24 protein-coding genes and 1 pseudogene are annotated in these 25,774 nt (G+C 71.7%); 15 read left to right on the top strand and 10 right to left on the bottom strand.

Translation table 11 applies throughout. The features are described 5' to 3' along the window. Window positions 1-58: 58 nt before the first annotated feature. The 6 genes and pseudogenes from OG241_RS15805 to OG241_RS15780 all read right to left on the bottom strand — a co-directional run bounded on the left by OG241_RS15805 (window position 59) and on the right by OG241_RS15780 (window position 4,882). Window positions 59-322, bottom strand: a complete 264-nt coding sequence (locus OG241_RS15805; RefSeq protein ID WP_405816020.1) for a Txe/YoeB family addiction module toxin — start codon at window positions 320-322, stop codon at window positions 59-61. Then, entirely contained in the window at window positions 319-591 is a 273-nt protein-coding gene (locus OG241_RS15800) for a type II toxin-antitoxin system Phd/YefM family antitoxin (RefSeq protein ID WP_405816019.1), read from the bottom strand. The genes OG241_RS15805 and OG241_RS15800 overlap by 4 nt, the downstream gene beginning before the upstream one ends. Window positions 592-618: 27 nt before the next feature. Beyond that, window positions 619-777, bottom strand: a complete 159-nt coding sequence (locus tag OG241_RS15795; RefSeq protein WP_405816018.1) for a hypothetical protein — start codon at window positions 775-777, stop codon at window positions 619-621. Beyond that, window positions 774-944: a hypothetical protein gene (locus OG241_RS15790; RefSeq protein ID WP_405816017.1), complete on the bottom strand. Its 171-nt coding sequence runs from the start codon at window positions 942-944 to the stop codon at window positions 774-776. The genes OG241_RS15795 and OG241_RS15790 overlap by 4 nt, the downstream gene beginning before the upstream one ends. Before the next feature lie 231 nt (window positions 945-1,175). Continuing rightward, window positions 1,176-1,854 (bottom strand): annotated as a pseudogene (locus OG241_RS15785) (MFS transporter); the annotation flags it as partial. Between the two features lie 13 nt (window positions 1,855-1,867). Beyond that, complete coding sequence (locus OG241_RS15780) at window positions 1,868-4,882, bottom strand: AAA family ATPase (protein WP_405816016.1); 3,015 nt, start codon at window positions 4,880-4,882, stop codon at window positions 1,868-1,870. 284 nt (window positions 4,883-5,166) lie between these two features. On the opposite strand from OG241_RS15780, the gene OG241_RS15775 reads away from it, so the two are divergent. The 3 genes from OG241_RS15775 to OG241_RS15765 all read left to right on the top strand — a co-directional run bounded on the left by OG241_RS15775 (window position 5,167) and on the right by OG241_RS15765 (window position 8,815). Then, the gene (locus OG241_RS15775) at window positions 5,167-5,769 is read left to right on the top strand and encodes a response regulator transcription factor (RefSeq protein WP_006375242.1); all 603 of its coding nucleotides are present in this window, start codon (window positions 5,167-5,169) and stop codon (window positions 5,767-5,769) included. 239 nt (window positions 5,770-6,008) lie between these two features. After that, window positions 6,009-6,704 (top strand): DUF4255 domain-containing protein, encoded by a 696-nt coding sequence (locus tag OG241_RS15770; protein ID WP_405816014.1) that lies wholly within the window; start codon window positions 6,009-6,011, stop codon window positions 6,702-6,704. Beyond that, a complete protein-coding gene (locus OG241_RS15765; protein ID WP_405816013.1) occupies window positions 6,701-8,815 on the top strand; it encodes an ATP-binding protein in 2,115 nt (704 codons plus the stop codon). Before OG241_RS15770 ends, OG241_RS15765 begins: the two co-directional genes overlap by 4 nt. 75 nt (window positions 8,816-8,890) lie before the next feature. Here the strand turns inward: OG241_RS15765 and OG241_RS15760 are convergent, their stop codons facing one another. Further along, window positions 8,891-10,333 (bottom strand): hydrolase, encoded by a 1,443-nt coding sequence (locus OG241_RS15760; protein WP_405816012.1) that lies wholly within the window; start codon window positions 10,331-10,333, stop codon window positions 8,891-8,893. A gap of 339 nt (window positions 10,334-10,672) precedes the next feature. Between OG241_RS15760 and OG241_RS15755 the strand changes: the two genes are divergently transcribed. From OG241_RS15755 to OG241_RS15740, 4 genes are all read left to right on the top strand, one after another. After that, on the top strand, window positions 10,673-12,259 hold the full coding sequence (locus tag OG241_RS15755; protein ID WP_405816011.1) for a phage tail sheath subtilisin-like domain-containing protein: 1,587 nt from the start codon (window positions 10,673-10,675) through the stop codon (window positions 12,257-12,259). Window positions 12,260-12,334: 75 nt separating this feature from the next. After that, on the top strand, window positions 12,335-12,778 hold the full coding sequence (locus OG241_RS15750; protein WP_405816010.1) for a phage tail protein: 444 nt from the start codon (window positions 12,335-12,337) through the stop codon (window positions 12,776-12,778). Beyond that, window positions 12,778-13,266 (top strand): hypothetical protein, encoded by a 489-nt coding sequence (locus tag OG241_RS15745; protein WP_405816009.1) that lies wholly within the window; start codon window positions 12,778-12,780, stop codon window positions 13,264-13,266. The genes OG241_RS15750 and OG241_RS15745 overlap by 1 nt, the downstream gene beginning before the upstream one ends. After that, entirely contained in the window at window positions 13,263-13,421 is a 159-nt protein-coding gene (locus OG241_RS15740) for a DUF6760 family protein (protein WP_319096300.1), read from the top strand. The genes OG241_RS15745 and OG241_RS15740 overlap by 4 nt, the downstream gene beginning before the upstream one ends. 462 nt (window positions 13,422-13,883) lie before the next feature. Here OG241_RS15740 and OG241_RS15735 read toward each other — a convergent pair whose 3' ends face one another. Then, window positions 13,884-14,663, bottom strand: a complete 780-nt coding sequence (locus OG241_RS15735; RefSeq protein ID WP_405816007.1) for a hypothetical protein — start codon at window positions 14,661-14,663, stop codon at window positions 13,884-13,886. A 1,009-nt stretch (window positions 14,664-15,672) separates the two neighbouring features. Here OG241_RS15735 and OG241_RS15730 point away from each other — a divergent pair. From OG241_RS15730 to OG241_RS15695, 8 genes are all read left to right on the top strand, one after another. Then, window positions 15,673-17,094 (top strand): hypothetical protein, encoded by a 1,422-nt coding sequence (locus OG241_RS15730; protein WP_405816006.1) that lies wholly within the window; start codon window positions 15,673-15,675, stop codon window positions 17,092-17,094. A gap of 47 nt (window positions 17,095-17,141) precedes the next feature. Continuing rightward, window positions 17,142-17,570, top strand: coding sequence for a phage tail protein (locus tag OG241_RS15725; protein ID WP_405816005.1), 429 nt, complete (start codon window positions 17,142-17,144; stop codon window positions 17,568-17,570). A gap of 31 nt (window positions 17,571-17,601) precedes the next feature. Then, window positions 17,602-18,336 (top strand): LysM peptidoglycan-binding domain-containing protein, encoded by a 735-nt coding sequence (locus OG241_RS15720; protein ID WP_405816004.1) that lies wholly within the window; start codon window positions 17,602-17,604, stop codon window positions 18,334-18,336. Then, window positions 18,336-20,240, top strand: a complete 1,905-nt coding sequence (locus tag OG241_RS15715) for a VgrG-related protein (protein WP_405816003.1) — start codon at window positions 18,336-18,338, stop codon at window positions 20,238-20,240. The genes OG241_RS15720 and OG241_RS15715 overlap by 1 nt, the downstream gene beginning before the upstream one ends. 59 nt (window positions 20,241-20,299) lie before the next feature. Then, entirely contained in the window at window positions 20,300-20,743 is a 444-nt protein-coding gene (locus tag OG241_RS15710) for a GPW/gp25 family protein (RefSeq protein WP_334592957.1), read from the top strand. Window positions 20,744-20,749: 6 nt separating this feature from the next. Beyond that, the gene (locus OG241_RS15705; RefSeq protein WP_405816002.1) at window positions 20,750-22,711 is read left to right on the top strand and encodes a putative baseplate assembly protein; all 1,962 of its coding nucleotides are present in this window, start codon (window positions 20,750-20,752) and stop codon (window positions 22,709-22,711) included. A 76-nt stretch (window positions 22,712-22,787) separates the two neighbouring features. Beyond that, window positions 22,788-23,345, top strand: a complete 558-nt coding sequence (locus tag OG241_RS15700) for a phage tail protein (RefSeq protein WP_405816000.1) — start codon at window positions 22,788-22,790, stop codon at window positions 23,343-23,345. Further along, on the top strand, window positions 23,342-24,796 hold the full coding sequence (locus OG241_RS15695) for an NADase-type glycan-binding domain-containing protein (RefSeq protein ID WP_405815998.1): 1,455 nt from the start codon (window positions 23,342-23,344) through the stop codon (window positions 24,794-24,796). The genes OG241_RS15700 and OG241_RS15695 overlap by 4 nt, the downstream gene beginning before the upstream one ends. A 38-nt stretch (window positions 24,797-24,834) precedes the next feature. On the opposite strand, the gene OG241_RS15690 is transcribed toward OG241_RS15695, so the two are convergent. Together OG241_RS15690 and OG241_RS15685 are read right to left on the bottom strand one after the other, a co-directional pair. After that, on the bottom strand, window positions 24,835-25,173 hold the full coding sequence (locus tag OG241_RS15690) for a MazG-like family protein (protein ID WP_405815997.1): 339 nt from the start codon (window positions 25,171-25,173) through the stop codon (window positions 24,835-24,837). Window positions 25,174-25,209: 36 nt separating this feature from the next. Next, window positions 25,210-25,764 (bottom strand): DoxX family membrane protein, encoded by a 555-nt coding sequence (locus OG241_RS15685; RefSeq protein ID WP_405815995.1) that lies wholly within the window; start codon window positions 25,762-25,764, stop codon window positions 25,210-25,212. Window positions 25,765-25,774: the final 10 nt, after the last annotated feature.

Raw genomic sequence — 25,774 nt, 5'->3', positions numbered from 1 at the left:
GACGCTGGTGATTGCAGTCCTCAACGCGCGGCTGTGACCAGCATTTTCGCAGCCGACGTCAGTCCGTGTAGTGGTATCGAGCCTTGAGGATCTTGACCTGTTTGTCGTCGGCCCGGTAGACGAGGCGGTGTTCGTCGTCGATGCGTCGGGACCAGTAGCCGGACAGGTCTCCCTTGAGCGGTTCGGGCTTGCCGATGCCGTTGAACGGGTCGCGCTGGATCTCGGCGATGAGGCGGACGACGCGGCGCACCATCTTGCGGTCGGTCTCCAGCCAGTGCTGGAAGTCGTCCCAGGCGGCTGGGTCGAAGTTGACGTCCCTCACGCGTCACCGGCCAGGTCCTGGAGCTCGTCCAGGGTCTTCGTGATCCCTGCCTGACCCGCACGGTCGCGGGCGACGGCTTCCATGAGGCGGCGGGCGTTGGCCGGGGAGCGTAGGAGGTAGATGGTCTCCTGCCAGGCGTCGTAGTCCTCTGCGGACATGAGGATGGCGTCGCCGTTCTTGGAGTGGATGCGTACGGGCGCGTGGTCGTCGTTGACCTTCTTGATCAGGGGGAATAGGTCTCTGCGTGCCTCGCTTGCGGTGAGGGCCATGGCGCACATCCTCTCTCAGAGTGGTACTTAGTACCGTACCGGACTGGTACGGAAATCCGTACCGGAAGCATGGCGAGACGCGCCCAGGGTGATGTCAGCCTCTGTTGCTGCGGGCAACTGGTGATCGGCGATGACGGCGAGCTTGTCGCGCAGGACGCCGTCGGGCATGGCGTACGGATCGTTCACCCGGCCCGCCGCTCCGAAATCTGTCGGGGGCGGGTGATCGCGAGGGCGACAAAGGTGTCCGCGCCGAGGTCACCCCTTACGTATGCCTCGGTGTCGCAGTCGAAGGCGGACAGAAGGACGCTCTGGGGCTTGCGGTGGGCGCTGATCAGTACCGGGCCGGAATCCACCCCGGACTCCGGCAGGTCGGTCAGGATCCGTGACGGTCTGGCACGTGCGTTGCTGACGGTAATGGCCTTGGGGAGCTCTTCCAGACAGCATCCTTCTCAGATTTTGTAAGGGGGCCGCACGCTTCGGCAATCGGGGCGCTGACCGCCAGGCGTTGATGAACACCATCGGGTCTCCCGGCGTTCAACAAACGCCGGGCACCCCTATGCCGATCCCGTTCAGGCCCCCGTCCCTCACATGTGCACCACAGGTGCCGCATCCGGATCCGCAACCGGCACTCCCCGCCGACAAAGCACCGCGCTGATCACCAGCCCCACCACGAAGAACGCCGCCGACCACCAGTGAGCCGTGGAGTACGCCTCAAGGCCGGCCTGGGCGAGCACCGCGGGGTCCTTGGGATTCCTGCCGTCGATGTAGTTCGTGACCGCGCTGGTGGACAGGGTGTTCAGCAGCGCCGTACCCAGCGAGCCCCCGATCTGCTGCATCGTGTTCACGACCGCCGAGGCGACCCCCCGCGTCCTCTGCCCGCACTTCTTCCGTGGCCAGAGCCATCGCCGGAGCCTTGACCAGCCCGAGGCCCAGGCCCGCCACGATCGGTGGCGGCATGATGTCGCCGGCGTAGCTGCTGGTCGGGCCGAGCCCTGTCAGCCAGACCATGCCTGCCGCAGGCAGGCCCATGCCCAGCGGGACGATCGGCTTCGGGCCGAGGCGGGGGATGAGCACCGTGGTGGCCATCGTCGAGGCGAGCATCAGGCCGGCGATCATCGGGAGGAAGGCCAGGCCCGTTTCGATGGGCGTGTAGCCCAGGGACTGCTGGAGGTAGTACGTCAGGAAGAGGAAGACGCCGAACATGCCCGCGCCGAGCAGCAGGATCGAGATGAACGACGCGCCGCGGTTGCGGTCGAGCAGCACGTCCTTACCGCTCCTACTGGGCGCGGCCCAGCGCCCCCGCTAGTTCGCCCCTCCTCCGGATGCCCAACTTCCGGTAGGTGCTGGTCAGATGGGTTTCCACAGTGCGGCGGGCCACGTGGAGGGACTCCGCTATCTCCGTGTTCGTGCGGCCCTCCGCCGCGAGTTCCGCGATCCGGCGTTCGCTCGCCGTCAGTGTCGTCGCCGTACGGCGGGCGCCGCCCTCGCGTAGGGCCTCGTCGGCGGCCGAGCGCAGGCGTACGGCGCCCAGGCGTTCGGCGCGTTCGGCCGCCTCGCGCAGGGACTTGCGGGCGCGGGCGCGTTCGCCGGCGGCGATGAGCTGGCGGCCCCGGGCGATCAGGGCCGGGATCAGTTCCGTCTCGACGGAGGCGTCCCGCAGGATCCGTACGGACTCGTCGGACAGGTCGAGGCCGTGGCGCCCGCCCGTCGCCGTGCCGAGTACGCGCAGTGAACGCCCGATCAGGCGCGGGGTGTTCCAGACCCGGGCCAGCCGCAGTTCCTCCTCGGCCAGCGCGAGCGCCTCCCGGGGGTGGCCGAGGGTCAGTTGGCACTGGGCGGCGGCGGCTCGCCAGGGTGTGACCACCGGGCTCAGCACCTCGCGTGCGGACTGGCGGCGCCCGCACTCCAGGAAGTCACCGAGGGCGCCGGCCACGTCACCGGTGGCGGCGCGCACCACGCCTCGCGCGTACAGGAAACGGTTCAACTCCCAGGAGTCGTGCGCCTCCCGCAGGTCGAAGGCGTCGGCGAGCCGCCAGGCCTCGTCCAGGCGGCTGGTCTCGACGAGCGCGAGCAGTACGTGCGCCTCCGCGTTCGTCGGACCGTTCCCGCTTCCGCCTCCGTTCCCTGGTCCGTTTCCGTTCCCGGGGCCTGGTGCTGTCGCGGGCTTTCTCTCGTCGCCTGCCTCGCCCCATGGCTCCGTCTCGGCCCCGGCCGCCCACTCCCACCCGTGGCCGTACCCGAATCCGAACCCGAATCCCTCGTCCTCGTCCTCTGTCGTCCCGTCCCTCCGCCACGACTCCGGCTCGCGCAGCAGCCGGCCGTAGTCACCGCGGGCGGCGGCTATGTCCGCGCGTACGTTCAGCAGGGCCTCGTGCATCGGGTGGAGCAGGGTGGGGCGCTGGCCGGTCAGGCCACGGTCCGTCAGGCGTTCGGCCTCGTCGAGTTCGTCGGCCCACTGGGCCACCGCCGCCGCCGTGCCGAGCAGGAAGGGCTCCGCCAGCGGGCCCGCCGGCTCCGTGAGCAGGGCTCGTACGCGCTTCATGGCGGCGTCCGCCGAGGTCAGGCCCGCGGTCGCCTCGTACCGTACGAGAAGGGCGCGGCCGGCGGGGCCGAGCGCCTGGGGGGAGTGTTCGGCGGTCTCGCGCAGCCGGCGGTACGTCTCCTCGCGGATCGTCTGGTCGTGGTCGGAAAGCAGGGCCGAGGCCGTCTGGACCGTGCGGAGCAGGTCCGGGTGGTCCGTCAACTGGCCGTCCAGGTTGTGCAGCAGGGTCACCGCCGCGCGTGCCTCGCCGCGTCTGGCCAGCGCCGTGCCCAGCGCCACCGCCGCCTGTACGCGGTACCGGGGCTGACCCGGCAGCCGCATCGCCTCCGTGAGCCGGGGGATGCCCGCCGAGGAACGTACGGCGGCGAACTCCAGCGAGCCCAGCTCCGTCAGCACCTCGGCCCGGCGGCCCGCCGACATCGGCTCGGTCAGCGCCCGGCGCAGCAGGATCACCGCGTCGTCGGTGCGGTCGTCGCGGACCGCGCCCGTGGCCGCGTCCAGGAGGGCGTCCGTCGCCCACACCTCGGCCACTGTGCCCGACCGCAGGAGCTGCCCGGCCACCGACTCGGTCGCGTCGCCGCGCCGCAGCATCGCCTCGGCCGCCGCCCGGTGCGCCGCCTGCCGGTCGGCGGCGGGCCAGCCGGCGAGAACCGCGTCCCGCAGCAGCGGATGGGCGTAGCGGGGACGGCCGTCGACGTCGAGGCGCAGCAGACCCAGCCGGGTCATGGCGGTCAGCCAACCTCGAACGCGCGCCGGGTCCGACCCCGGGACTGACCCCGACACCGGCCCTGACTCTGCCCCTGATGATCCCGACGCGGTCACTGCACCCGATGCGCCCAACACCCCCATGGCCCCGACGGTTTCGATGAACAGTTCGACGTCGGCACCCTCCGGCAGCTCGTCCAGTGCGGCGAACACGCGTGCCGCGTCGGCCGTTGCGGCCCCGGCGCAGTCCAGCCACCAGGCCACCGCCGCCGGGTAAGCCCCCGGGTACAGCGCGGCGCACGTCTCGGGGAGCGCGGCCGGTGCGCCGGTGGTGGCGTTCAGGTCCTCCAAAAGGGCGCGCAGGAGCAGCGGGTTGCCCCCGCTTGCCCGTACGTAGTCCGCCACCCACCTCTTCGGCGCGTCGCCGACGGCCGACCGCACCAGCTCCGCCGCCGCGTCACGGCTCAGCGGGGCGAGGGTGTGGGTGCGTACGAGAGCGGGGGAGAGGGTGTGCACCAGCCCGGCGGACGGCGGGTCGACGTCGTACTGACTGCGCTCCGTCACCAGCAGGAGTACAGGTAATCGGTCCACCCTGCGCGCCGCCTCGATCAGCCAGCACCGGGAGTCCTCGTCCGCGAGGTGTACGTCGTCCACGGCGACCAGCACCGGGCCCTCGGCCGCGTACGCGTGCAGCGAGCGCCAGAGCCGGGCGGCCGGGTGAGGGGCCTGGACGGGTAACTCCGGTATCGGAGAGAGCAGTTGCTCTATGACGGGGAGGTGGACGCCGGTCGCGCTGCCCCCGGTGGAGCAGCGGACGCGCAGGACGCGCATGCCGTGCGTCTCCGCGTGCTCGGTGGCGGCCTCCAGGAGGGCGGTACGGCCGGTGCCGGTCGCGCCGCGCAGCAGGACCAGGCGGCCCGTTCCCTCGCGGGCGCGTGCCGCCTCGTCGGCAACCAGCGCCAGGGCCTCCCGGCGCTCATACAGCGATGAGGACGACGAGAACGACGAGTGCAACGAGTGCGATGAGGACGATGGTGAGGGCATGCCTGCCTCCTGTCTTGGGTAGGTAGCGGCCGGTCTCGTGGTCGAACTGGTGGCCGATCTCGTGGTGTCTCTCGTGGTGGTCCACGATTGTGCGTGCCCCATCAGCCACAGAAGTGTGGGCTGTGCACGTCTGCCACCGGACCCTCGAAGGTGGCGGCACCTGACCCTGGGGGCAGTTCTTGCGCACCACACTCCGCACCACAGGCCCTGGCACGGGGGCCGGGGCCGGCACGAGGGCCACTACCGCACCGTCGTCGGAACCCGGACGCCGCGTACCCGTCGCCGTGCACGCGGGCGACCCGATCTCGCGCGCCGGCGCGGTCAGCCAGCTGCGACAGCACCCGGTGGTCGAGCTCCGGGAGGAGGCCGACAGCGGACCCGGCGTCGTGGCCCTGCTGGTCAGCGAGACCCTCGACGACACGACGCTGTCCCGGCTGCGCCGACTCGTCCGCAGCGAGGGCGCCAAGGCCGTCCTCGTGGTGGGCATGCTGCGTGAGAACGAACTCCTCGACGTCATCGAGTGCGGTGTCGGAGCCATCGTCTGGCGCCACGAGGCCACCGGACACCGGCTGGCGCAGGCCGTACTCGCCGCCGCCCGGGGCGACGGAGACCTGCCCTCCGACCTGCTCGGCCGGCTCATCAGCCAGGTGGGCACACTGCACCGCACGGCGGCCGGCCAGCCCGGTGCCCCCACCTCGGGCCTCGCGCCGCGCGAGGTCGATGTCCTGCGCCTGGTCGCCGAGGGGCTCGACACCGGGGAGATCGCCAGCAAGCTGTCCTACTCCGAGCGCACGGTCAAGAACGTGATGCATGGACTCACCACACGGCTGCATCTGCGCAACCGGGCGCATGCCGTGGCCTATGCCTTGCGCGAAGGCTACATCTGATCGAACGGGCAATCGGAAGCGGCGCGCGGACACCAACATATGCCCGTCACCCGTCCCTTGCGTGCCTGCGCGGCCGGGCGCCCTTGACTGCACGATGGCCGTGGGTACGGGAACGCGCGTCGCCGGGGACCGGAATCGGCACGCGCCCGTACGGCAACAAGCCCAACTAGCCAGGGTGGTACGGCGAGCGGGGCGTACGGCAGGGCACGGCGGTACGGCAGGGCGGCGGGAGCGCGACAGTGATCCACGAGGTGGACGAGGTCCTCAAGAGGCTGCTCGGTGGCGGCGCCCTCGCCGGATCCGGCATCGACGTCTTCTTCGACGCCCCGACCCGCGACTGGGCCGCCCGACGCAACGGCCCCGCGATCAACGCCTACTTGTACGACATCCGTGAGGACACCGCCCGCCGCCAGCGCGGCACCGTCTCCATCCGCGACGAGCGTGACGTGATCGTCCGGCGCCGACAGCCGCCCCGCTGGTTCAGGCTGTCCTACCTCGTCACCGCCTGGACCAAGCAGCCCCAGGACGAACACCGCATCCTGTCCGCCGCGTTGGTCACCCTGCTGCCGCGCGAGCTGCTCCCGCCTGATGAACTCCCGGCTCCACTGCGCGAGTTGGGCCTCTCCGTCCCGCTGTCCGTGTCCGGCACCCACACGGAGTCCCGCTCCCTGGCCGAGATCTGGTCCGCTCTCGGCGGTGAACTCAAGCCGTCCCTCGACCTCGTGGTCACGGCCCCCTTCCCGGCCTTCCCCGAGTACGACGCCGGACCCCCGGTCACGGAGGGCGCCGCCGTCCGCGTCCGCGCGATCGACGGCTCGCTGGAGGACTCCCCTGAACGGGCCCATAAGCCACGGCACTTGGAGAACGGGCGGACAGGGAAGCAAGCAGGGCGGGCGGGGCAGCCGGCGGAGCAGACGGGGACGCGTACTTCGTGACCTCTGACACCTCTGTGCCCCTTCGGGCCTCCGTGACCTCCGGGCTTCTCGGCCGTCTCTCCCAACTGCGTGCCCAGGCCGCGCGGTTGGTCGAGTCGCGCAGCGCCGACGACCCGACGGCCGACGATCCGCTGCGCGGGCTGTATCTGTCCGAGGAGGCGGTACGGCACCTGCTCCTGCGGCCCGGAAGCCAGGAGCCGCAGGACCCCTCCGAGGAGCTGCCCGGCCCCTCGCCGGTGGTCGACGGCGACGACCCGATGGCGCGTCTCGCCGGCCGCCTCGGCCTCGTCGCCCTGGACGTCCACATCCTCCTCACCGCCCTCGCCCCCGACCTCGACCGTTCCTTCGAGCCCCTCTACGGCTATCTCAACGACGACGTCGGCCGCCGCCGGGCCACCACCGGCCTCGCCCTCGACCTGTGCGGACTCCCGGTGCACGAGCCGGCGGCCAGGGCCCGATTCCACCCCTCGGCGCCCCTGACCGCGCTCGGCCTCCTGACCATTGAGGAACCCGAACGCCCCTTTCCCAGCCGCCAGTTGAGCGTCCCCGACCGGGTCGTCGCCCACCTCCTCGGCGACGACACCCTGGACGCGGCCCTCGCCGGCCACATACGCCCCCTGGCGCCCAGCACCCCGTACGCCTCATCTCCGTCCTCGTCTCCATCTCTGCCCTCGTCTCCGTCTCCGTCTACGTCCTATGCGACGGAGTTCGTTGACAGACTGGCCGCGCTGCTCACCGGCAAGGCTCCCGGCGATCCGCGACCGCCCACTGTCTACCTGCGCGAACATCGCGAGGGCGACGGCCTGGCCTGCGTCACGGCGGCTCTGCACACCGCCGGACTCGACGCGCTGCACTTCTCCGGGCCCGAGGACCGGGTCCCCGACCTGCTGCGTGAGGCGCGGCTCAGCGGCCGGGTCGTCGTCGTGTCGCCCCTGCCCGAGCAACCAGAAGCCCTCGTAAGGGCGTTGACCGGGCCGAACGTGTCGGACGTACCCGTGCTGCTCACCGGGTCCGGCCCGTACGACCCGCACTGGTCCGAAGACGATCCGCTGGTGCTGGAGGCACCCCGGCAGGGGGCGGGACAGCTGGACGTCTGGGGGGACGCCCTGCGTCGGAGCCCGGACCATCCCCATGACCCGGGCCTGGACCTGGGATTCGAGCTGGCGGCCACCGTCGCCCCGTACCGTCTCGGCGCCGACCGTATCGCGCGGGCCGCCCGCGCCGCCCAGCGCCTCGCCGGCTTCGACGGGACCCCGCTCACCGCCGACCATCTGCGGCTGGCCGCCCGCCAGCAGTCGGCGTCCGGGCTCGAACGGCATGCCCGGCGTATCCGGCCCGACGTCGGCTGGGAGGACCTAGTCCTCCCCGGCAAGCCGCTCGCCCAGCTGCGCGAACTCGCCCTGCGCGCCCGCCACCGCGGTCAGGTCCTCGGTGACTGGCGGCTCAGCGCGGGTGGCGGCCGGGGCCGGGGAGTGCTCGGACTGTTCGCGGGGGAGTCCGGTACCGGCAAGACGCTGTCCGCCGAGGTCGTCGCCGCCGAACTGGGCCTGGATCTCTATGTGGTTCAGCTGTCGTCCGTCGTCGACAAGTACGTGGGTGAGACGGCGAAGAACCTCGAACGGATCTTCAGCGAGGCCGACCGTACCGACGCCGTGCTCCTCTTCGACGAGGCCGACGCCGTCTTCGGGAAGCGTTCCGAGGTCAAGGACGCGCACGACAAGTACGCCAACATGGAGAGCGCGTATCTGCTCCAGCGGCTGGAGTCCTTCGACGGGATCGCGCTGCTCACCACCAACCTGCGCGCCAACATCGACGAGGCGTTCACGCGCCGGCTGGACCTGGTGGTCGACTTCCCGTTCCCGGACGCCGGTCAGCGCCTCGCCCTGTGGCAGCACAGCCTGGCCCGGGTGCCTCGCGCCCCCGACACCGACCCGGCGCGGGTCGCCGACGCCTTCGAACTGGCCGGCGGCTCGATCCGCAGCGCCGTCGTCACGGCCGCCTACTCCGCCGCCGGACGCGGGGAACCGGTCACGACGGCGGACCTGCTGGAGGGCGCCGAACGGGAGTACAGGAAGGCCGGGCGACTGGTGCCGGGCGAGGGCGCCTGGTAGGCGGGCCCTCGCCCGGACACCGACATCGACACTAAAGCCGTCGATGTCGATGTCGGTGTCGCGGGGCTGCCGGGCTCACACGGTGAAGCGGACCGCCTCCAGCTGCTTGTGGTCCTCCACACGGCTCCCGATGTACTTCCAGTTGCCGGGGTCGGTGCAGACCACGCCCAGCCAACCGGCGTCCGCAACATGGGGGTTACCGCAGACGCTGCCGTCGAAGACCTGGATGGTGAAGCCCTGCAGAGGCTCGTCCGACTCCTTGGTGCTGCCGAGGTAGTTGTCCACCCCGTCCACGACCTGCGTCCACTTGGTGTCCTTCCAGATCTTGAACTGGAAGGCACCGCTGCCCTTGTTCCCCTTGGTGCCGGACGTCGCGATGTTGAGCGCCTTGATCGGCAGCCCCTTGCCCACCGTGCCCGCCTCGGCGCCGTCGCACACCGGCTCCTGCCAGCCCTGGTCGGCCACGTAGGCGCGGTAGCAAATGTGCCGGCCGCTGCTGCGCGCCGCCAGCCGCGTCACCGCCACGGCGGCGGTCACCACCTGCGGCTTCGGCGGCTTCGTCTCCTTCTTCGGTGCGCCACCGCCCCCACCACTGCCGCTACCGCCCCCGCCGCCGCCCGCTGCCGGGGTCGCCGCCGCCGGGGGCGGGACCACGACGGGTTCCTGGGCGGGCTCCTGGCTGGGCACCACGGGCGGGGCGCTGGGCGGCGCGGGTGTGGGGCTCGGCGGCGGAAGGGTGCTGACGGCGCCGGCCTCCGTGAACTCCTTGGCCCGCGTGCTGACTTGGGGCCGGTAGGAGATCCAGAGCATGACGAAGGTGATGGCGAGGGCCAGGAAGACACCGAGGAAGGTGGCGAGCCAGCGGGGCAGGAAGCCGCGTTGTACGTAGGTGCCGTCGACGTCGATCGGTACGGCGCCGGAGCGTTGCACGGCGAGCTTGAACGGGCGCTCTTCCTTGCTGCCGAACCAGATGATCTGGCGCGGCTTGAGGCGGGCGTCGACGAACACCGCACGTCCCGGTGCGACTTGGATGCTGCCGGGGTGGATGTCGTAGGAGAGGTTGTCGCCGTTGTCGCTGCCGCTGATGGACGCGGTCAGCTTGGTGTTTCCCAGGTTGTCGACGGCCAGCTTGGGGCGCCCCCGGAAACGGCCCTTCACGGTCGGCGGGACGAGTTCGGCCCGTACCTCCGAGAAGGGGGTGATCGTCAGGTTGCCCTCGGGGACGGTGGTCGCCTCCGGGTGCTCGGTGGGCGTGATGCGGATGGCGTACGGGTTCGGGCCGGCCGTCGCGTCCGGGGTGCGGGGCGGGGCGAAGGTGAGGTCCACCGTGCCCGTCGTACCCGGGTAGAGGCGGACCGTCTGCGGCTCCACCTGGGTCCAGGGGGCGATGGGGCCGACCGCCTCGAAGCGGTACTCGTCGACGACGTCGCCGGTGTTGCGCAGGCGCAGTCGGACGGTCGTACTGCCGCCGGGGTCGACGGTCGCGGAGGCAGGCTCCAGGGAAGTCCAAAGGCTCACTGGGTTGTTCACTTCCCGGGTGTGTAGGTGAGATCTGGGCCGCGACGTCCGCGCTCCCCGAGCGGTCCGATTCCGGTCCGGTTCGGGCCGGTTGGGGCGGGTCCCGCCGGGCCCGGTTCGGTCGGCCCCCCAGCCTTACCGGTGCGGGCGGGTTGCGGGGAGAGCCGAAGGGGCAGACGTACGGGCAGGGCGGACGGGGCCCGGGGCCGCAGGCCCTCCTGGACTGCCCTTGTGGGCACGGGAGTTGCCCCTCACCAGGTACTGCAGGCCGTTCCGGTGGACGGGACGCGCGCGTGAGGGTGAGAGGTGTCCTGTCTCGTACCCCGAGGAGATCAGAGCATGCCGTCCTACCTGTCGCCCGGCGTATACGTCGAGGAGGTGGCCAGCGGCTCACGTCCGATCGAGGGAGTGGGCACCTCGGTCGCGGCCTTTGTCGGCCTCGCGCCGACCGGCCCGCTGAACGAGCCGACACTGGTGACCAACTGGACGCAGTACGTGGCTGCCTTCGGTGACTTCACCGATGGTTACTACCTCGCGCACAGCGTCTACGGCTTCTTCAACAACGGCGGCTCGGCCGCGTACGTCGTCCGGGTCGGGGGTGCGTCCGGCGGTGTCGCGGGAGGCTCCACGCCGACCAGGGCCGTCGCGGGTGCCGGCGACCGGGCGGCGCTGCCGGCCGGAGAGCCGAAGCAGCTCGGCACCTTCAGCGTGACCGCGATAGCGGGCGGCTCGCTGAGCGTCGAGGTCGCCGACCCGGAGGGCGAGGGCCCGGCCGAGCGGTTCAAGCTGATCGTCAAGGACGGCGACAAGGCCGTCGAGACGTTCGACGTGACCGCCAAGAAGGGCGGCCGCAACTACGTCGTCACGCAGGTGAAGGAGCGCTCCAAGCTCATCACCGTGCAGGAGACGGCGCCTGCCGCGCAGCTCGCCCGCCCCGACAACCAGACCGTGGCGCTCGCCGCCCCGGCCGCCCCCGCCCCGGTCGCTCCGGCGGCTGCGGAGAACGAGGGCGAGCACGCCGGCGCGGCCGAGTACCTCGGCGACTCCGCCGACCGCACCGGGTTCGGTGGCCTGGAGGCCGTCGACGAGGTGTCGATGGTCGCCGTGCCCGACCTGATGGCGGCGTACCAGCGCGGCGCGATCGACCTGGAGCAGGTGAAGGCGGTCCAGCTCGGTCTGATCGCGCACTGCGAGCTGATGGGCGACCGCGTCGCCGTCATCGACCCGCCGCCCGGCCTGAACGCCCGTCAGATCCGTGTCTGGCGCCAGGAGACGGCCGGTTACGACTCCAAGTACGCGGCCCTGTACTACCCGTGGATCAAGGCGTTCGACCCGGCCACCGGCCATGCCCGCATGATCCCGCCGAGCGGCCACATCGCCGGTATCTGGGCCCGCAACGACTCCGAGCGCGGTGTGCACAAGGCGCCCGCCAACGAGGTCGTACGCGGCGCGGTGGACCTGGAGATGCAGATCACCCGGGGTGAGCAGGACCTGCTCAACCCGATCGGCGTCAACTGCATCCGGGCCTTCCCGGGCCGGGGCATCCGCGTCTGGGGCGCCCGCACGATGTCCTCCGACCCGGCCTGGCGCTACCTGAACGTGCGCCGCTACTTCAACTACCTGGAGGAGTCGATCCTGATCGGCACCCAGTGGGTGGTCTTCGAGCCGAACGACCACCAGCTGTGGGCCCGCATCCGGCGCAACGTCTCCGCGTTCCTCGTCAACGAGTGGCGCAGCGGTGCCCTGTTCGGCCAGCGGCCGGAGGAGGCGTACTACGTCAAGTGCGACGAGGAGACCAACCCGCCGGAGTCGGTCGACCTCGGCCGCGTCGTCTGCGAGATCGGCATCGCACCGGTCAAGCCCGCCGAGTTCGTGATCTTCCGGCTGGCCCAGTTCTCGGGCGGCAGCGGCGAGTTGGAGGAGTAGGCCCACCTTCCGGCTTCGCGCGTGATCGTCAAGTCCTCCTGAAACAGCCAGAGTCAAGAGAGTTAAGAGAGCCAGATGAGTCTCCAGCCGGGTGACGCCCTCACCTCACACAATTTCGGCCTGCAGATCGACGGCGTGATGGTCGAGTACCTCGCTGAGGTCAGCGGCCTCAGCATCGAGCAGGACGTCATCGAGTACCAGCAGGTCTCCGCGCAGGGCAAGCCCGTCACGAAGAAGCTGCCGGGCGTGAAGAAGGCGGGCACCTGCACGGTCGTCCGCGGGATGACCCAGTCCGCGGCCTTCAACCAGTGGATCACCGAGTCGGTCGCCGGTCAGATGTCCACGGCCCGCAAGAACGCCACGATCATGGTCATGGACTACATGAACAACCCGGTCAAGCGTTACAACATGCGCAACGCCTGGTGCAGCAAGATCGACACCAGCACGGTGAAGGCCGGCGAGGCGTCCGCGCTGCAGGAGACGGTCACGATCACGTTCGAAGAACTGGTCATCGAGTAATGCGTCGTACCGCTCCCAGGCCGGCCGGGGCCGCCATCGCCGACCCCGGTCCGGCCTTCCCCGGGGCGGAGGCGGCCCCGGCGACGGAACAGGTCGCCGCCGCCTCGGCTCCCCAACGGCTGCGCACCGAGTTCGAGTTCGAGCTGCCGCGCGGGTACGTCGACGAGACCGGCACGGTGCATCGTGACGGTGTGATGCGGCTGGCCACGGCCCGGGACGAGCTGATCCCCCTGCGGGACATGCGCGTCCAGGAGAACCCGGCGTACCTGTCGGTGGTCCTGCTCGGCCGGGTCATCACCCGCCTCGGCTCGCTGCCGCTCGTGCACGACGGCGTGGTGGAGAACATGTTCGCCTCCGACCTCGCCTTCCTCCAGGACTTCTACCGGCAGATCAACGCCGAGGGACACACCCGAGCCGGTGTGACCTGCCCGCACTGCGAGCAGCCGTTCGAAGTCGAACTCGGCGGGAGCCGCCTGGGGGAATCGTGACGTACGCGAGCGACCGGCTGTACGAGGAGATCGCGTACGTGGCCTACCACTTCCACTGGAGCATGGACGACATCCTCGACCTCGAACACCGCGACCGGCGCCGTTACACGGACCGGATCGCGGCCCTTGTCACGCGCGGCGCGGGAGAGGGGTGAGGTCGTGGGGATCGTCGACCGGTTGAGGGCACGTCGCCGTGGGGCCGAGGGGGCTCCGGGCGCGGCAAGTGCCGTCTCCAGTAGGGGAGTTGAGGTCGGAGGCGAGACCGGAGGAGGGGACACGTCCCCTCCCGGGTCGCGTGTCCCGGCGGCCGGGTGGTCCGCGTTGCCGCCGATACAGCGTGCGACCGCCGTCGGCCGTACGGGAGTCGCCGACGCCGGTTTCGCCGCCCGACTCACGACCTGGCAGAACCCGTCCTTCACCGGCACGCTCTCCCACGCCGTCCTCGACGACGCGCCGAGCGGCCTGGTACGGGGAGCGCTCGTCGAGTCGCGGGGGCCGGGGCCTGGGCTTGAACTGCCCTCGGTGTCAATGCCGTTGGCCGTGACGGGGGAGGCGGCGCCTGGAGCTGCGGGAGGTGCCGCTGCCTCTGGTGCGGTGGCGTCCGGCGCGGCTTCCGTTCAGCGTGTGGCGTTCCCGGGGGCGGTCGCTCGGCCGGCGGGACCTCGGGTGGTGGCGGTGGGCGGGGCGTCTTCGTCTGCTCCGGGTCCGGGGCCGGGCTCCGGTTCGGCTTCGGGTGTGGCGCCTGTTGCCTCCGGTGGAACTGCGAGTGCCGGGGGCTCGGCCGCTGCCGTGGCTTCGCCTGTGGCCGGGGGCGTGCCGCTGACCAGGGTCTCCGGTGCGGCGGTCGTGCAGCGGCGCACCTTGCCGGTGGCGAGGAAGTCAGCGGCGGCGCACCCAGGGAGTTCCGGGGGCGCCGGGGGCACGGTTGCTCCGGGGGTTCCATCCGCTGTCGCGCCTGTTGCTGCGGGTGTGGTCCCGGGAGCCCCCGCCGAGGCGTCGGACGCGTCGGCGCAATCCCTGGCTTCCTTCACTTCCCCGACTGCCTCGGCTTCTCCTTCTCCTTCTCCTTCTCCTTCTTCTTCGGTGGAAGTGGACGCTGCCTCGGTGGGCTCGACCGAGTCCGCCACTCCTCCCGTACGGCCGACTGCGGCCTCCTCGGGGCCGGGTGCCGCGTCCGTCCAGTTGACCCCCCGGGCGCCGGGGCCGGCGACGGATACGGCTGCCGTGCAGAGGTCTGCCGCGACGGCGAGGTCAACTCCCGTGCCGGTCGGGCGTGTTACCGCGCCGTCCGGTGAGAGCCCCGCAACTGCGGGCTCGCCGACCACCCCTGCGGTGTCCGGCGTCGACTCGACAGTGCCGGTTGCCGCCGCGTCCGGGGATTCTGTTCCGGCATCCACTGTGCCCACGGTGTCCCCGGCGTCGGGCTCTGCCGTTGTACCCGTTGTACAGAGGTCGGCGGTCTCGAACACGCCAACTGGTGTGTCGGTGAGGCAGATTGAGTCGTCCGGGGCTTCCGGGGCGCCGTCCACGCCCGTGGTTCAGCGGACCGCTGCTCCGACGGGGTCAACTGCCGCCCCAGCGACAGCCCAGGTTGGTCCGACGGCGGGAGGGAACCCGCCGGTCCAGCGAGCGGTCACCTCTGGGGGGCCGGCGGGCACGCCTGCGGCGACGGTCACTCCTTCCACGAGTCCGGCGACCCCCTCCGCCGCTCCGGTCGCAGCCTCTGGGAGCCCGGCTCCGGCGGCCACCCCCGTGGAAGCGACTGCCGCGCCGGCGAGCCCGGTCGCCCGTTCCGTGAGTCCGGTGTCGGTGCAGCGAGTTGCCGCTCCGACAGGTCCGGCGGCCAGTTCTGCGGGTTCTGCCGCCGTCCCCGCGAATCCGGATTCCGTGCAGCGAGTCGGCACGTCGGCGGGATCAACGGCCACCCCTGCGGGACCGACGCCCACCTCTGCGCGACTCACGCCCACCTCCGTGGGACCGAATTCCACGCCCGTGGGACCGAACCCCACCCCCGTGGGCCCGGCGTCCACCGCCGCGGCCCCGGTCGCTGCCTCCGCCGACCCGGCGTCGGTGCGACAAGAGGCCACCTCGACGGGTCGGACCGGTCGGACCGCTACACCTGTGGCACCGGCGACTACCGCCGGGAGCCCGACCGCTGCTTCCGCGAGCCCGGTTTCCGCCGTGCAGCGACTGGCAGCTCCGGCGACCCCCGGTACAACCCCGCTCACCGCTTCCACGACCCCGCCCCCGGCGTCCGGCGCCCCAGTTCGACAGTCGGCGTCCGCCGCCACAGGACCCGCCAACTCGACGCCCCCGACGCGTACTTCCGCGCCCGGGGAATCCGGACCTGCGGCGCCCGGCGCCCCACGCGCTGTCACCCCCGTCCCCGTCCCCGTCAGTCGAAGCGTGCCGCCGGCTTCCACCCAGGCGCCACCGCACGCCGGCACAGCCCGACCGTCGGACACCGCGTCCGCCACCGCGACGCCCGCCACCCCGCAGGCGCCCTCCCACCGTGACGTGAACCCGGCCGCCTCCTCCGCCCCGAGGCCCGCCTCTTCCCAGGCGCCCTCGCACCCCACCGCCACCCCGAGCCCGGTCACCCCCGCCGCGCCCCCCGCCCAGCACAAGCCCCTGGCCGGACTGGCCGCCCCGATCCAGCGGACCGCCGCCACAGCACCCCGGCGCACAGCAGGGCCGACTCCCACGCCCACCTCCACCCCCACTCCCACGTCGGCCGCCCCGACACCGAGTACGCCCCGTCGGCGTAGCGCCCTGGGAGCCCCGCTCTCCGCACCGCCCGCAGGCGCGGCCCCCTTGAGCCGCCCCGCCGCGCCAACGCCCCCGGGCGTCACCGGAGTCAGCCCCGCACCGAGCGCGGGCACCCCTGTCGCGCCGATGCCCATCCCCGCACCCGGCGTGCCGATCCAGCGTGCCGTCGCGACACCCGGGGCGCCCGCAATTTCCGTACCCAACACCCCAGTTGCCGCATCGGAGGCCAAGCCGCTCGCGCCGACGCCGGCCCCGACCCCGTTCGCGACCCCGGTAGCCTCCTCGCCGACCCACCCGGCGCCGAACGTGCCGATCGACGCCCCCGTACCTCACGCGTCCCACGTACCACCCGCACCCCCAACCCGCCTGGCACCCCCCGTGGATTCCGCACCCCCCGCCCGCCCCGCCGCCGTACAACTCGCCCGCCCTGCCCTGCCGCAGATACAGCGAGTGCTCTCCTCCGCCCACCCCCTGACCACCTCCCTCCCCGCCCCACCCCCCGCCGCACGCCCCGCCCAGGCGCTCCCCGTCGCGCCCAAGGCCGCTCCCCTGAGGCGTTCCGCGCCGCCCGTCGTGGGGCAGGCGGTCGCGACCCCCGTTCGTCACGCGCCCGCCTCCGCTCCACCGCCGGCGCCGGGGTCGCACAGCCCCGGCGCCGGCACCCCCGTACAGCGCACGCACTCCACCTCGCCGACTCCGTCGCGTCCGGCGATGACCGGCGCTGCCCCCGCGCAGCCCGCACCGCCCGTCCTCCCCGCTGTACCCACCGCCGTCCGTATCCAGCGGAGGGCCGCACCCGCACCCCAGACGGCACGGCCCACGACCCAAGCCATGTCACGACAGACCAAGCAGACAAAGCAGAACCAGCAGGCCGAGCAGACGCAGCAGGCGGAGGGGATGGAGTGTGCACCCCCTCCTCCCTTCGAAGTCAGTGAGCTGAACGACCACCAGCTCGACCAACTCACCCACCGTCTGATCGACAGGGTCACCCGCAAGGTCCGTACCGAACTACGTCTCGACCGTGAGCGCATCGGAAAACTCCGCGACCCCCGTCGCTGACCCGCACGAACAACTCCGCACCTCCAGACGTCAGTTGAAAGGCCCCGATGTCCTCCACCGATACCGACCCGGGCTCCACGATCTTCTTCACCCTCACCATCGACGGCGAGAGCCTCGGGTACTTCAACGGGTGCGAGGGCCTGTCGTCCGCGGTGGAGATCGAGCACCACCAGGAGGGCGGCAACAACGGGTTCGTGTGGGCGCTGCCGTCGCGGGTGACGTTCTCGAACATCCGGCTGACCCGGCCGCTGACACCGGACACCTCCAAGGTCGCCGCCTGGATCTCGAGTGTGACCACGGGAGTCACCCGCCCCACCGCCCAGATCGCGGCGCTGCGCGCCGACGGTTCGGAGGTGGCGCGCTGGGGGCTCATCGACGTACTGCCCGTGAGCTGGCAGGGCCCCTCCCTGGACCCGGCGAACCCGGGTGTCGCCACGGAGGTCCTGGAGATCACCCACCACGGCTTCACGGACTGAGCGAGCGGACGGGAAGAGGCAGGAACCACACATGGCCAGAGGAAGCAAGGGCGGCAAGGGCGGTGCCGGGAAGAGCCTGGTACGGGCCACGCTCGCCATTCACGAGCCGCCGATCGGCTACAGCACCACACCCGGCGCGCTCATCAAGAACTTCAGCTTCGACTTCAACCCCTCCCAGCTCTCGCTCAGCCGCCGCGCCCAGTGGAAGACCACTCCCACGGCGGCTGTCCGGGACGGCTCGCTGCCGGAGTTCCAGGGGCCGCTGCCGCGCGAGATGACCGTGGAGATCTTCCTCGACTCGTCCGACGACCCGAGCAGCACCAGCGTGCTGAAGAAGGTCGAGGCGCTCTTCTCCTGCTGCGAGACGACCGCCAAGAGCATCGCCGCCAATCAGTCGTCGACGCCCTGGGTCGTGTTCGAGTGGGGGTCGTTCTCCACCGCGCGGTTCACGGCGTACGTCAGTTCCGTGGACGCGACCTACAGCCTCTTCGGGACGACGGGTGTGCCCATCCGGGCCACCTGCCAGGTGCATCTGCACGAGATTCCCAGCAAGACCAAGGGACAGAACCCGACGTCGGGCGCGCTCACCGCGCAGCGCGTGCACCGGGTCGTCGCCGGGGACTCGCTGCAGTCGCTCGCCTGGCGGGAGTACGGGGACGCGACCGCCTGGCGGGCCATCGCCGAGCGCAACGGCATCGACGACCCGGGCAGGCTGCCGACCGGGCTCCAACTCATCCTGCCGGCGGCGGAGGAGGCGAGCCACTGATGGTCGGGATCACCTTCTCCAGCGCGATCAGCGTCAAGATCCGGAACGACAAACTGCCCCGCGACATCGCCCCACTGCTCGTCGGTGCCTGGATCGACCTGGGGGCCGGGGTGCCCGGGGCCTTCCGGCTCACCTTCCTCGACCCGAAACACCTGGTCCTCGACAAGCTCAATATCGAATTCGGAACTCCCGTGATCCTGGCGCCCGTTGCCGGCGGCGAGGGCGAGGCCGACCCGTTGATCACCGGCGAGGTCACAGGCATGGAGGCCGACTACGACGGCGTCGGCACCCTCACCGTCATCCGTGGCTACGACGCGGGCCACCGGCTGATGCGGCAGAGCCGGGTGGCCGCCTACCGTAACCAGACGGCCTCGGACATCGTCCGAAAGGTCGTCGCCACGGCGGGAGTTCCGGTCGGAAAGATCCAGGCCACCAAGACCGTCTACGACTTCATCAGCCAGGCCAACGTGACCGACTGGGACTTTCTCGCGCGGCTCGCCGACGAGAACGAGATGGTCATGTCCCTGGACGCCAAGGGGAAGTTCCAGTTCCTCAAGCCCGACCCCGCGTCCGGGGCGCCGCCGGTCAGTACCCCGGGTGACAAGAATCCCTTCGTGCTGGAGGCCGGTACCGAAATCCTGCGCTGCCGGGCCGCCGTCACCTCCGCCGACCAGATCGCCAAGGTCGAGGCCCGGGGCTGGGACGTCACGACCAAGAGGAAGCTCACCGCCACCGCACCGGCCGCGTCCACCTCGCTCATCGGCATCGGCACGACGCCGAAGGAGGCCTACACGCCTTTCAAGGCGGGCGTGCTCGTCGAGACCGACACGCCGTACGACCGTCAGTCCGAGGTCAAGTTCGCGGCCGGCGCCCTCGCCGAGGACGTCACCTCCTCCTTCGCCGAACTGGAGGTCACCGTGCGGGGTAATCCGAAGCTGCGCCCCGGGCTGCCGGTGACCCTGGCGAAAGTCGGCAAACCCTTCGAGGGCAAGTACACCTGCACGTCCGTACGGCACGTCTTCGGCGAGGGCAACCACTACGAGACCTTCGTGACGGTCAGCGGACGCCAGTGGCGCTCCCTGTTCGGCCTCACCTCCGGCGGCGCCGCGACCACCGCGCCCCGGCTGCCCGGCGTAGCGAACGCGCTGGTCACGGACGTGGAGGACCCCCTGAAGCAGGGGCGGGTGAAGCTTCAGTTCCCCTGGCTGGACGACGCGTACGTGAGTGACTGGACGCGGGTCGTGCAGCTCGGTGGGAAGGGCGGGGGCGGGATCTTCCCGCTCGACGTGGGGGACGAGGTGCTCGTCTCCTTCGACCGGGGGGCACTCGACCATCCGTTCGTCGTGGGCGGGCTCTACAACGGGCGGGACAAGCCGACCGTCGTCAAGGACGTGTGGCTGCACGACCCGCTGAAGAAGAAGGCGATCCGGCACACCCTGTCCGACCGGGAGGGCAACCGGGTCGACCTGCTCAGCCAGCAGACCGGCCTCCGTAAACAGGGTGTGCGGATCGCCAGCGGCAACGACAAGCTGACCATCAACCTGGACCGCACCAAGACCGAGATCACCGTGGACAGCAAGGGTTCCGTCAGCATCAAGGGCGGCACCTCGGTGTCCGTGGAGGCCGGCACCGATCTGACGTTGAGCGCCCGCCGGGCCATCAACATCAGGAGCGGCGGCATCCTCAACCTCCAGGGCCGGGGCATCGTCAGCCTCAAGTCGCTCGGCGGCGCGGTCAACGTGGACGCGGTCGGCGCCCTCAGCCTCAAGGCGGCCGGGATCGCCTCCCTCACCGGGGCCGGCTCCGTCCAGGTCAACTCCGTCGCCAACGTGGGCATTCGAGGCTTCAACGTCATGTTGAACGGCATCGTGACGGTCAACACCAAGCCGTATCCGCTCCCGTGACGGCCGAGAAGATCCTGGTGCGCACAAGCGTGCGGAGAAGAAGGCAGGTGGGCCCGAAGATGGCCGAACAGTTCGTCGGTTCCGGGTGGGCGTTCCCGCTGCGCATCGGGCCCACCGGGGGCATCGCCCTCGTCAGCGGGGAACGGGAGGTCGAGGAGGCCATCCGGCTCGTCCTCGCCACCGCGCCCGGGGAACGCCCGATGCGGCCCGAATTCGGCTGCGCCATCCACGACCTGGTGTTCGCGCCGGTCAACGAGGCCACCGCCGGGCGTATCCAGCACGAGGTGTACTCCAGCCTCGACCGCTGGGAGCCGCGTATCGAGGTCGACGACGTCGAGGTCACCGCCGGTGCCGAGCAGGGCGTCCTGTTCATCGACGTCCGCTACTCGATCCGCGGCACCAACAACCCGCGCAGTCTCGTCTTCCCCTTCTACGTCATCCCCTCCCACGAGGGGCCCGACGCGTCCGGCGACACGGGCAACTCCCCTGAAAGCGACCGCTGATCACCGATGGCCCTGCCCTCACCCAACCTTGACGACCGCCGCTTCCAGCAGTTCGTCGACGACGCCAAGCGCTATATCCAGCAGCGCGCCCCGGAGTGGACCGACCACAACGTCTCCGACCCCGGCGTCACCCTCGTGGAGACGGTCGCGCACATGGCGGACCAGATCGTCTACCGCCTCAACCGCGTTCCGGAGAAGAACCACCTCGCCTTCCTCGACCTCGTCGGCATCACCCTCTTCCCGCCCTCGGCCGCCCGCACGGACGTGACGTTCTGGCTGTCGGCGCCCCAGGAGGAGACGGTGCTGCTGCCGTCGGGAACCGAGGCCGCCACGCTCCGCACCGAGAGCGAGGAAGCCGTCGTCTTCGCCACGGAACGCGAACTCGCCGTCGTTCCCTGCGAGTTGCAGCACCTCGTCGTACAGAACGAGGGCGCGCCCGTCGCCGACCGGACCGCCGACCTCACCGAGGGCAAGGACGTGCTCTGCTTCGCCGAGGCCCCCCGCCCCGGTGACTGCATGCTGTTCGGGCTGAGCGCTGCCATACCGCACTGCGCGGTCGCCCTCGACCTCGACAGCCGCGTCGACGGCGTCGGCGTCGACCCGCGCCAGCCGCCGCTGCTGTGGGAGGCGTGGACCGAGGACGGCTGGGCAGCCTGCGAGGTCCACCGGGACGGCACCGGCGGCCTCAACCGGCCCGGCGACGTCGTCCTGCACGTCCCCGGCGGCCACACCCTCTCCCGCACCGGCGGCCGGGAGGCCGGCTGGCTGCGCTGCCGGGTCACCGAGCCCCTCAACAACCAGCCCTTCTACACCACTTCACCCACCATCCGGTCCGCCGAGGCCTTCACCATGGGCGGCACCACGCGTGCGGTCCACGCGGACACCGTGTACGACGAGGCCCTCGGCGAGTCCAACGGCCTGCCCGGACAGCGGCTGCGACTGGCCAACTCGCCCGTCGTCGGCGACGACCCGCCCGTACTCGTCCAGTCCGCCGCCGGCCCCGAGGGGTGGACGGACTGGCAGGTCGTCCCGCACTTCTCCGCCTCCGCCCCCGACGACCGCCACCTCACCCTCGACGCCGCGACCGGCGAGATCGCCTTCGGCCCCGCCGTCCGCGAACCCGACGGCACCCTGCGCCAGTACGGAGCCGTCCCGCCCAAGGGCGCGGTCCTGCGCGCCCGCCGCTACCGCACCGGCGGCGGCAAAGGGGGCAACGTCGCCCGAGGTGCCGTACAGGTGCTGCGCAGCTCGATCCCGTACGTCTCCGAAGTCGTCAACCGGGAGGCCGCGCGCGGCGGGGTCGACGGCGAGACCGTCGCGGAGGCCAAGGTCAGGGCGCCGATCACGCTGCGCGCCCAGGAACGTGCCGTCACCCTGCGGGACTACGAGGAACTCGCCCGCCGCGCCGCCCCCGAGACCGCCCGCATCACCTGCCTGGAGGGCGACGAGGGCGAGCACGGGGCCTACGCCGTACGGGTGTTGGTCGTACCGCAGGCCGTACCCGACCCCGGCGGACGGCTGCGCTTCGAGCAACTCGTCCCCGGCGACGCCCTGTTGCAGCGCATCACCCGCTATCTCGACGAACGGCGCCTGATCGGGACGCGGTTGGCGGTCGGGCCGCCCTTCTACCAGGGGGTCACCGTCGTCGCGACGGTGCACGCCTTCCGGGGCGTCGACACGGACCGGGTACGCCGGAAGGCGCACGACGCCCTCTACCGCCACCTCGATCCGCTCACCGGCGGCGCCGACGGCAAGGGTTGGCCCTTCGGACGTCCCGTGCAGTCCGGCGAGGTCTTCGCGGTCCTGCAACGCGTACCCGGTGTCGAACTGGTCGACGAGGTGCAGCTGCATCCCGCCGACCCGCTCACCGGCAAGCGCGGCGAGGCGACGAACCGCATCGACCTCGCCCCGCCCTCCCTCGTCTTCTCCTTCGACCACCGGGTGCGGGTCATCGGGGACAGCGCATGAGGAAGCGCGACCGCCAGACGCAACAGATGCAACAGACGCAACAGACCCGGCAGGCCGAGCGGACAGGGAGGACCCGTTGAGAGGCTCCATCGACGGACTCGGCTCCTCCGCGCCCATCGGCGCGATGCTCCCGGCGGTCTTCGCCGACGACGACCTGGCCCAGCGGTTCGTCGGCGGTCTCGACGACGTCGTGGCGCCCATCCTCAGCGCCCTCGACTGCCTGGACTCCTACTTCACCCCGTCCCTGGCCCCCCTCGACTTCACGCGCTGGCTCGGCAGCTGGGTCGGCGCCGAGATCGACGGCACCGAACCGGAGGACCGGCTGCGCGCCGCCGTCGCCGCGGCCGCGTATCTGCACCGGGTACGAGGCACCCGGCGAGGCCTGTCCGAGGCCGTACGGCTCGCCTTCGGGGTGGTCCCGGAGATCACCGAGAGCGGCGGCGCCGACTGGCACGCCCGGCCCCTCGGGCCCGTCCCCGGCGATCCCCGCCCCCATCTGCACGTCGCCCTGCGGCTGCCCGACCCGACACCCGCGGACGAACACCGGCTGGACAGCCTCGTGGCCGCGGCCCGTCCCGCCCACATGCCCTACACGGTCAAGGTGACCGTCGCCGAAAGGACCCCGGAGAGATGACCAGCCAGAGCTGCGCCGAATGCGGAACACGGGCGGAGCCCGGCCAATCCTTCTGCGACTCCTGCGGGGCGGTGCTGAGCTGGTCCGACCGTGAGGAGCGGCCGGACCGCGAGGACCGCGAACGGCGGGAAGTGGGCGCGGGAAGGGCCGACCAGGAGAGCCGGGCGGCCTCCGCCAGGGGTGCCGGTGCCGGCGAGCCCGTGTCCGTTCCGGCGGGGGAGCCCGCCGTGGCGGCGGGCGTGCGCGAGGAGACCAGGTCCGGCGGCGGACCGTCCGGCAGCGCCGACGCTCCCGCTCCCGGCTGGGACGCGTTCGCCCGCTCGGGCCCCGGCGGCACCGGGGTGCCCCGCACCGCCCTGGCCCGGCTGGACGAATCCGCGCCCGCACCCCGGTCGGCGGACCCCGCCACCCCCGAACCGCCCCAGGGCGCCGACGCGGACACCCTGCCCCAGCCCGCCGTACCCACCGGGGCGACCACCCCCGCGCCCACTTCCACTCCAACTCCCGCTCTCGCTCCGGCTCCCGCCCCCGAGCCGGAGCCGGACGACACCGCGGCCCGTGTCCGGTCCCTCCTCGTGCCGGTCTCGGACCCCGAGCCCCGGACCGCCCCGGAGCCCTCCGTCGCACCCGTGCTGCCCGGCCTCCCGGTCGCCGACCGCCCGCAGGTCCGCACCCCGGGCCGGGACCCCGGCGTACAGGGCGGCCTGCCGTGCCCTTGGTGCGCGACCCCGAACATGCCCGACCGGCACTTCTGCGGACGCTGCGCCATGCCGATGCAGGGCCAGGACGGAGGCGAGCCCGGCCGGCGGCTTCCGTGGTGGCGCCGGCTGCTGGACCTGCGGGGTGGCGAGACCCCTTGGGCGGGGGACCGACCGCGACTGCGCCGGGGCTTCGGCCGCGTCTGGAACTGGGTGGTCGGCGCGCTGGTGCTGACCCTCCTTGTCGCGGCCGTCATGAACGTCGGCGATGCCGTGAACGGCGTACGCGACCACTTCGCCAAGCGCGCCCCGGCCGACCCGGACAAGGTCATCGCGTCCCGCTCCTACCCCGGCCACAAGCCCGAACTGGCCTTCGACAAGCGGAGCAACACCTGGTGGGGCCCCGGCGTCACCCAGTCCGGCGAGGGCCAGTGGATCGAGGCCCGCTTCGCCGAGCCCACCCGGCTGCTGGACGTCCTCATCACGCCCGGCGTCTCCGCCCGCGCCGAGACGCTGTCCGAGTCGGCGCTCCCGAAGCGCGTCGAGGCACAGATCACCACCGCCGACGGAAAGAAGACGACCCGCATCCTCAACCTCGACCAGGGCGCGGGCGCCCAGACCCGGGCCTTCCGCGTCGGCTCCGTCACCTCCGTACGCTTCGTGATCCTCTCGGCGCACGCGGCGTCCGGCGACAAGCAGGTGGCCATCGCCGAAATCGAGTTCTTCGGACGGTCGAACGGGGACGGTTCCTGACGAGCGGTTCCTGACGGACGGGTCCGGGTGAACGAGTCCTAACCGGCCGTCGCCGGGGGCGGGTTCAGGGAGCGTTCCCTGACCCGCTCCAGGTGGGCCGCGAAGACCTCGCGGGTGTCGGGAGTGAGGGTCCGCAGGGCCACCATCGCCGTGATGACGACGTCGCACAGTTCCGACCGGACGTCGTCCCACGTGTGACTGTCGCCCTTCCGCGGGTTCTGGCCGGTCGCCCCGATCACCGCCTGGGCGACCTCGCCGACCTCCTCGGTCAGTTTCAGCATGCGCAGGAGCAGGGCCTCACGGTCGGGATGGACCTGGTTGGCGTCGAGCCAGGTACAGAGGTCGTCGATCACTGCCCAGACGTCGTCATCAGCCATGGGGGAACCCTCCCACGATCACGATGACCTCGACGCCTACTCCTCGAACAGCGCGTCCTGCGTGCCCTGTTGACGTTCCCGCACGCGCCGGTTGCGCGCCCCCACGACCACCGCCGTGACCGCAGCCGTTCCGGCGAGGGCCGCCGGGACCATCCAGCCGCGATCCAGTACGTGGCCCAGCGCGTGGTCCAGGGAGAGCCGGCCCGGGCCCGTCACCGCGAGGCCCGCCGCGGCGAGGCCCAGGGTGGCCGCGTACTCGTAGCCGCCGCCCGTGTTGAAGAACCCGTTGGGCGCGTGGACGGCGGTGGCACCCACCATCGCGCCCGCCGCGGCCGCTCCGGCCGCCGGAGTCGCGAGGCCCAGCGCGAGCAGCGCGCCGCCGCCCGTCTCCGCGAGGCCCGACGCCGTGGCGCTGGCCTTCCCGGGCGAGTAGCCGACGGACTCCATGAAGGCGCCGGTGCCTTCGAGGCCGTGCCCGCCGAACCAGCCGAACAGCTTCTGCGCGCCGTGCGCCGCCAGCACCCCGCCCGTACCCAGACGGAGCAGCAGCAGGCCCAGGTCACGCCGGTCGTATCGGTCGTCACAGGTCATGCCTCCACCG

Origin of the sequence: Streptomyces sp. NBC_01390, from assembly GCF_045040105.1 — a bacterium.
Classification (GTDB): domain Bacteria; phylum Actinomycetota; class Actinomycetes; order Streptomycetales; family Streptomycetaceae; genus Streptomyces.
Note: the sequence above shows the minus strand (reverse complement) of the source record. Positions and strands in the feature narration are given on the sequence as shown.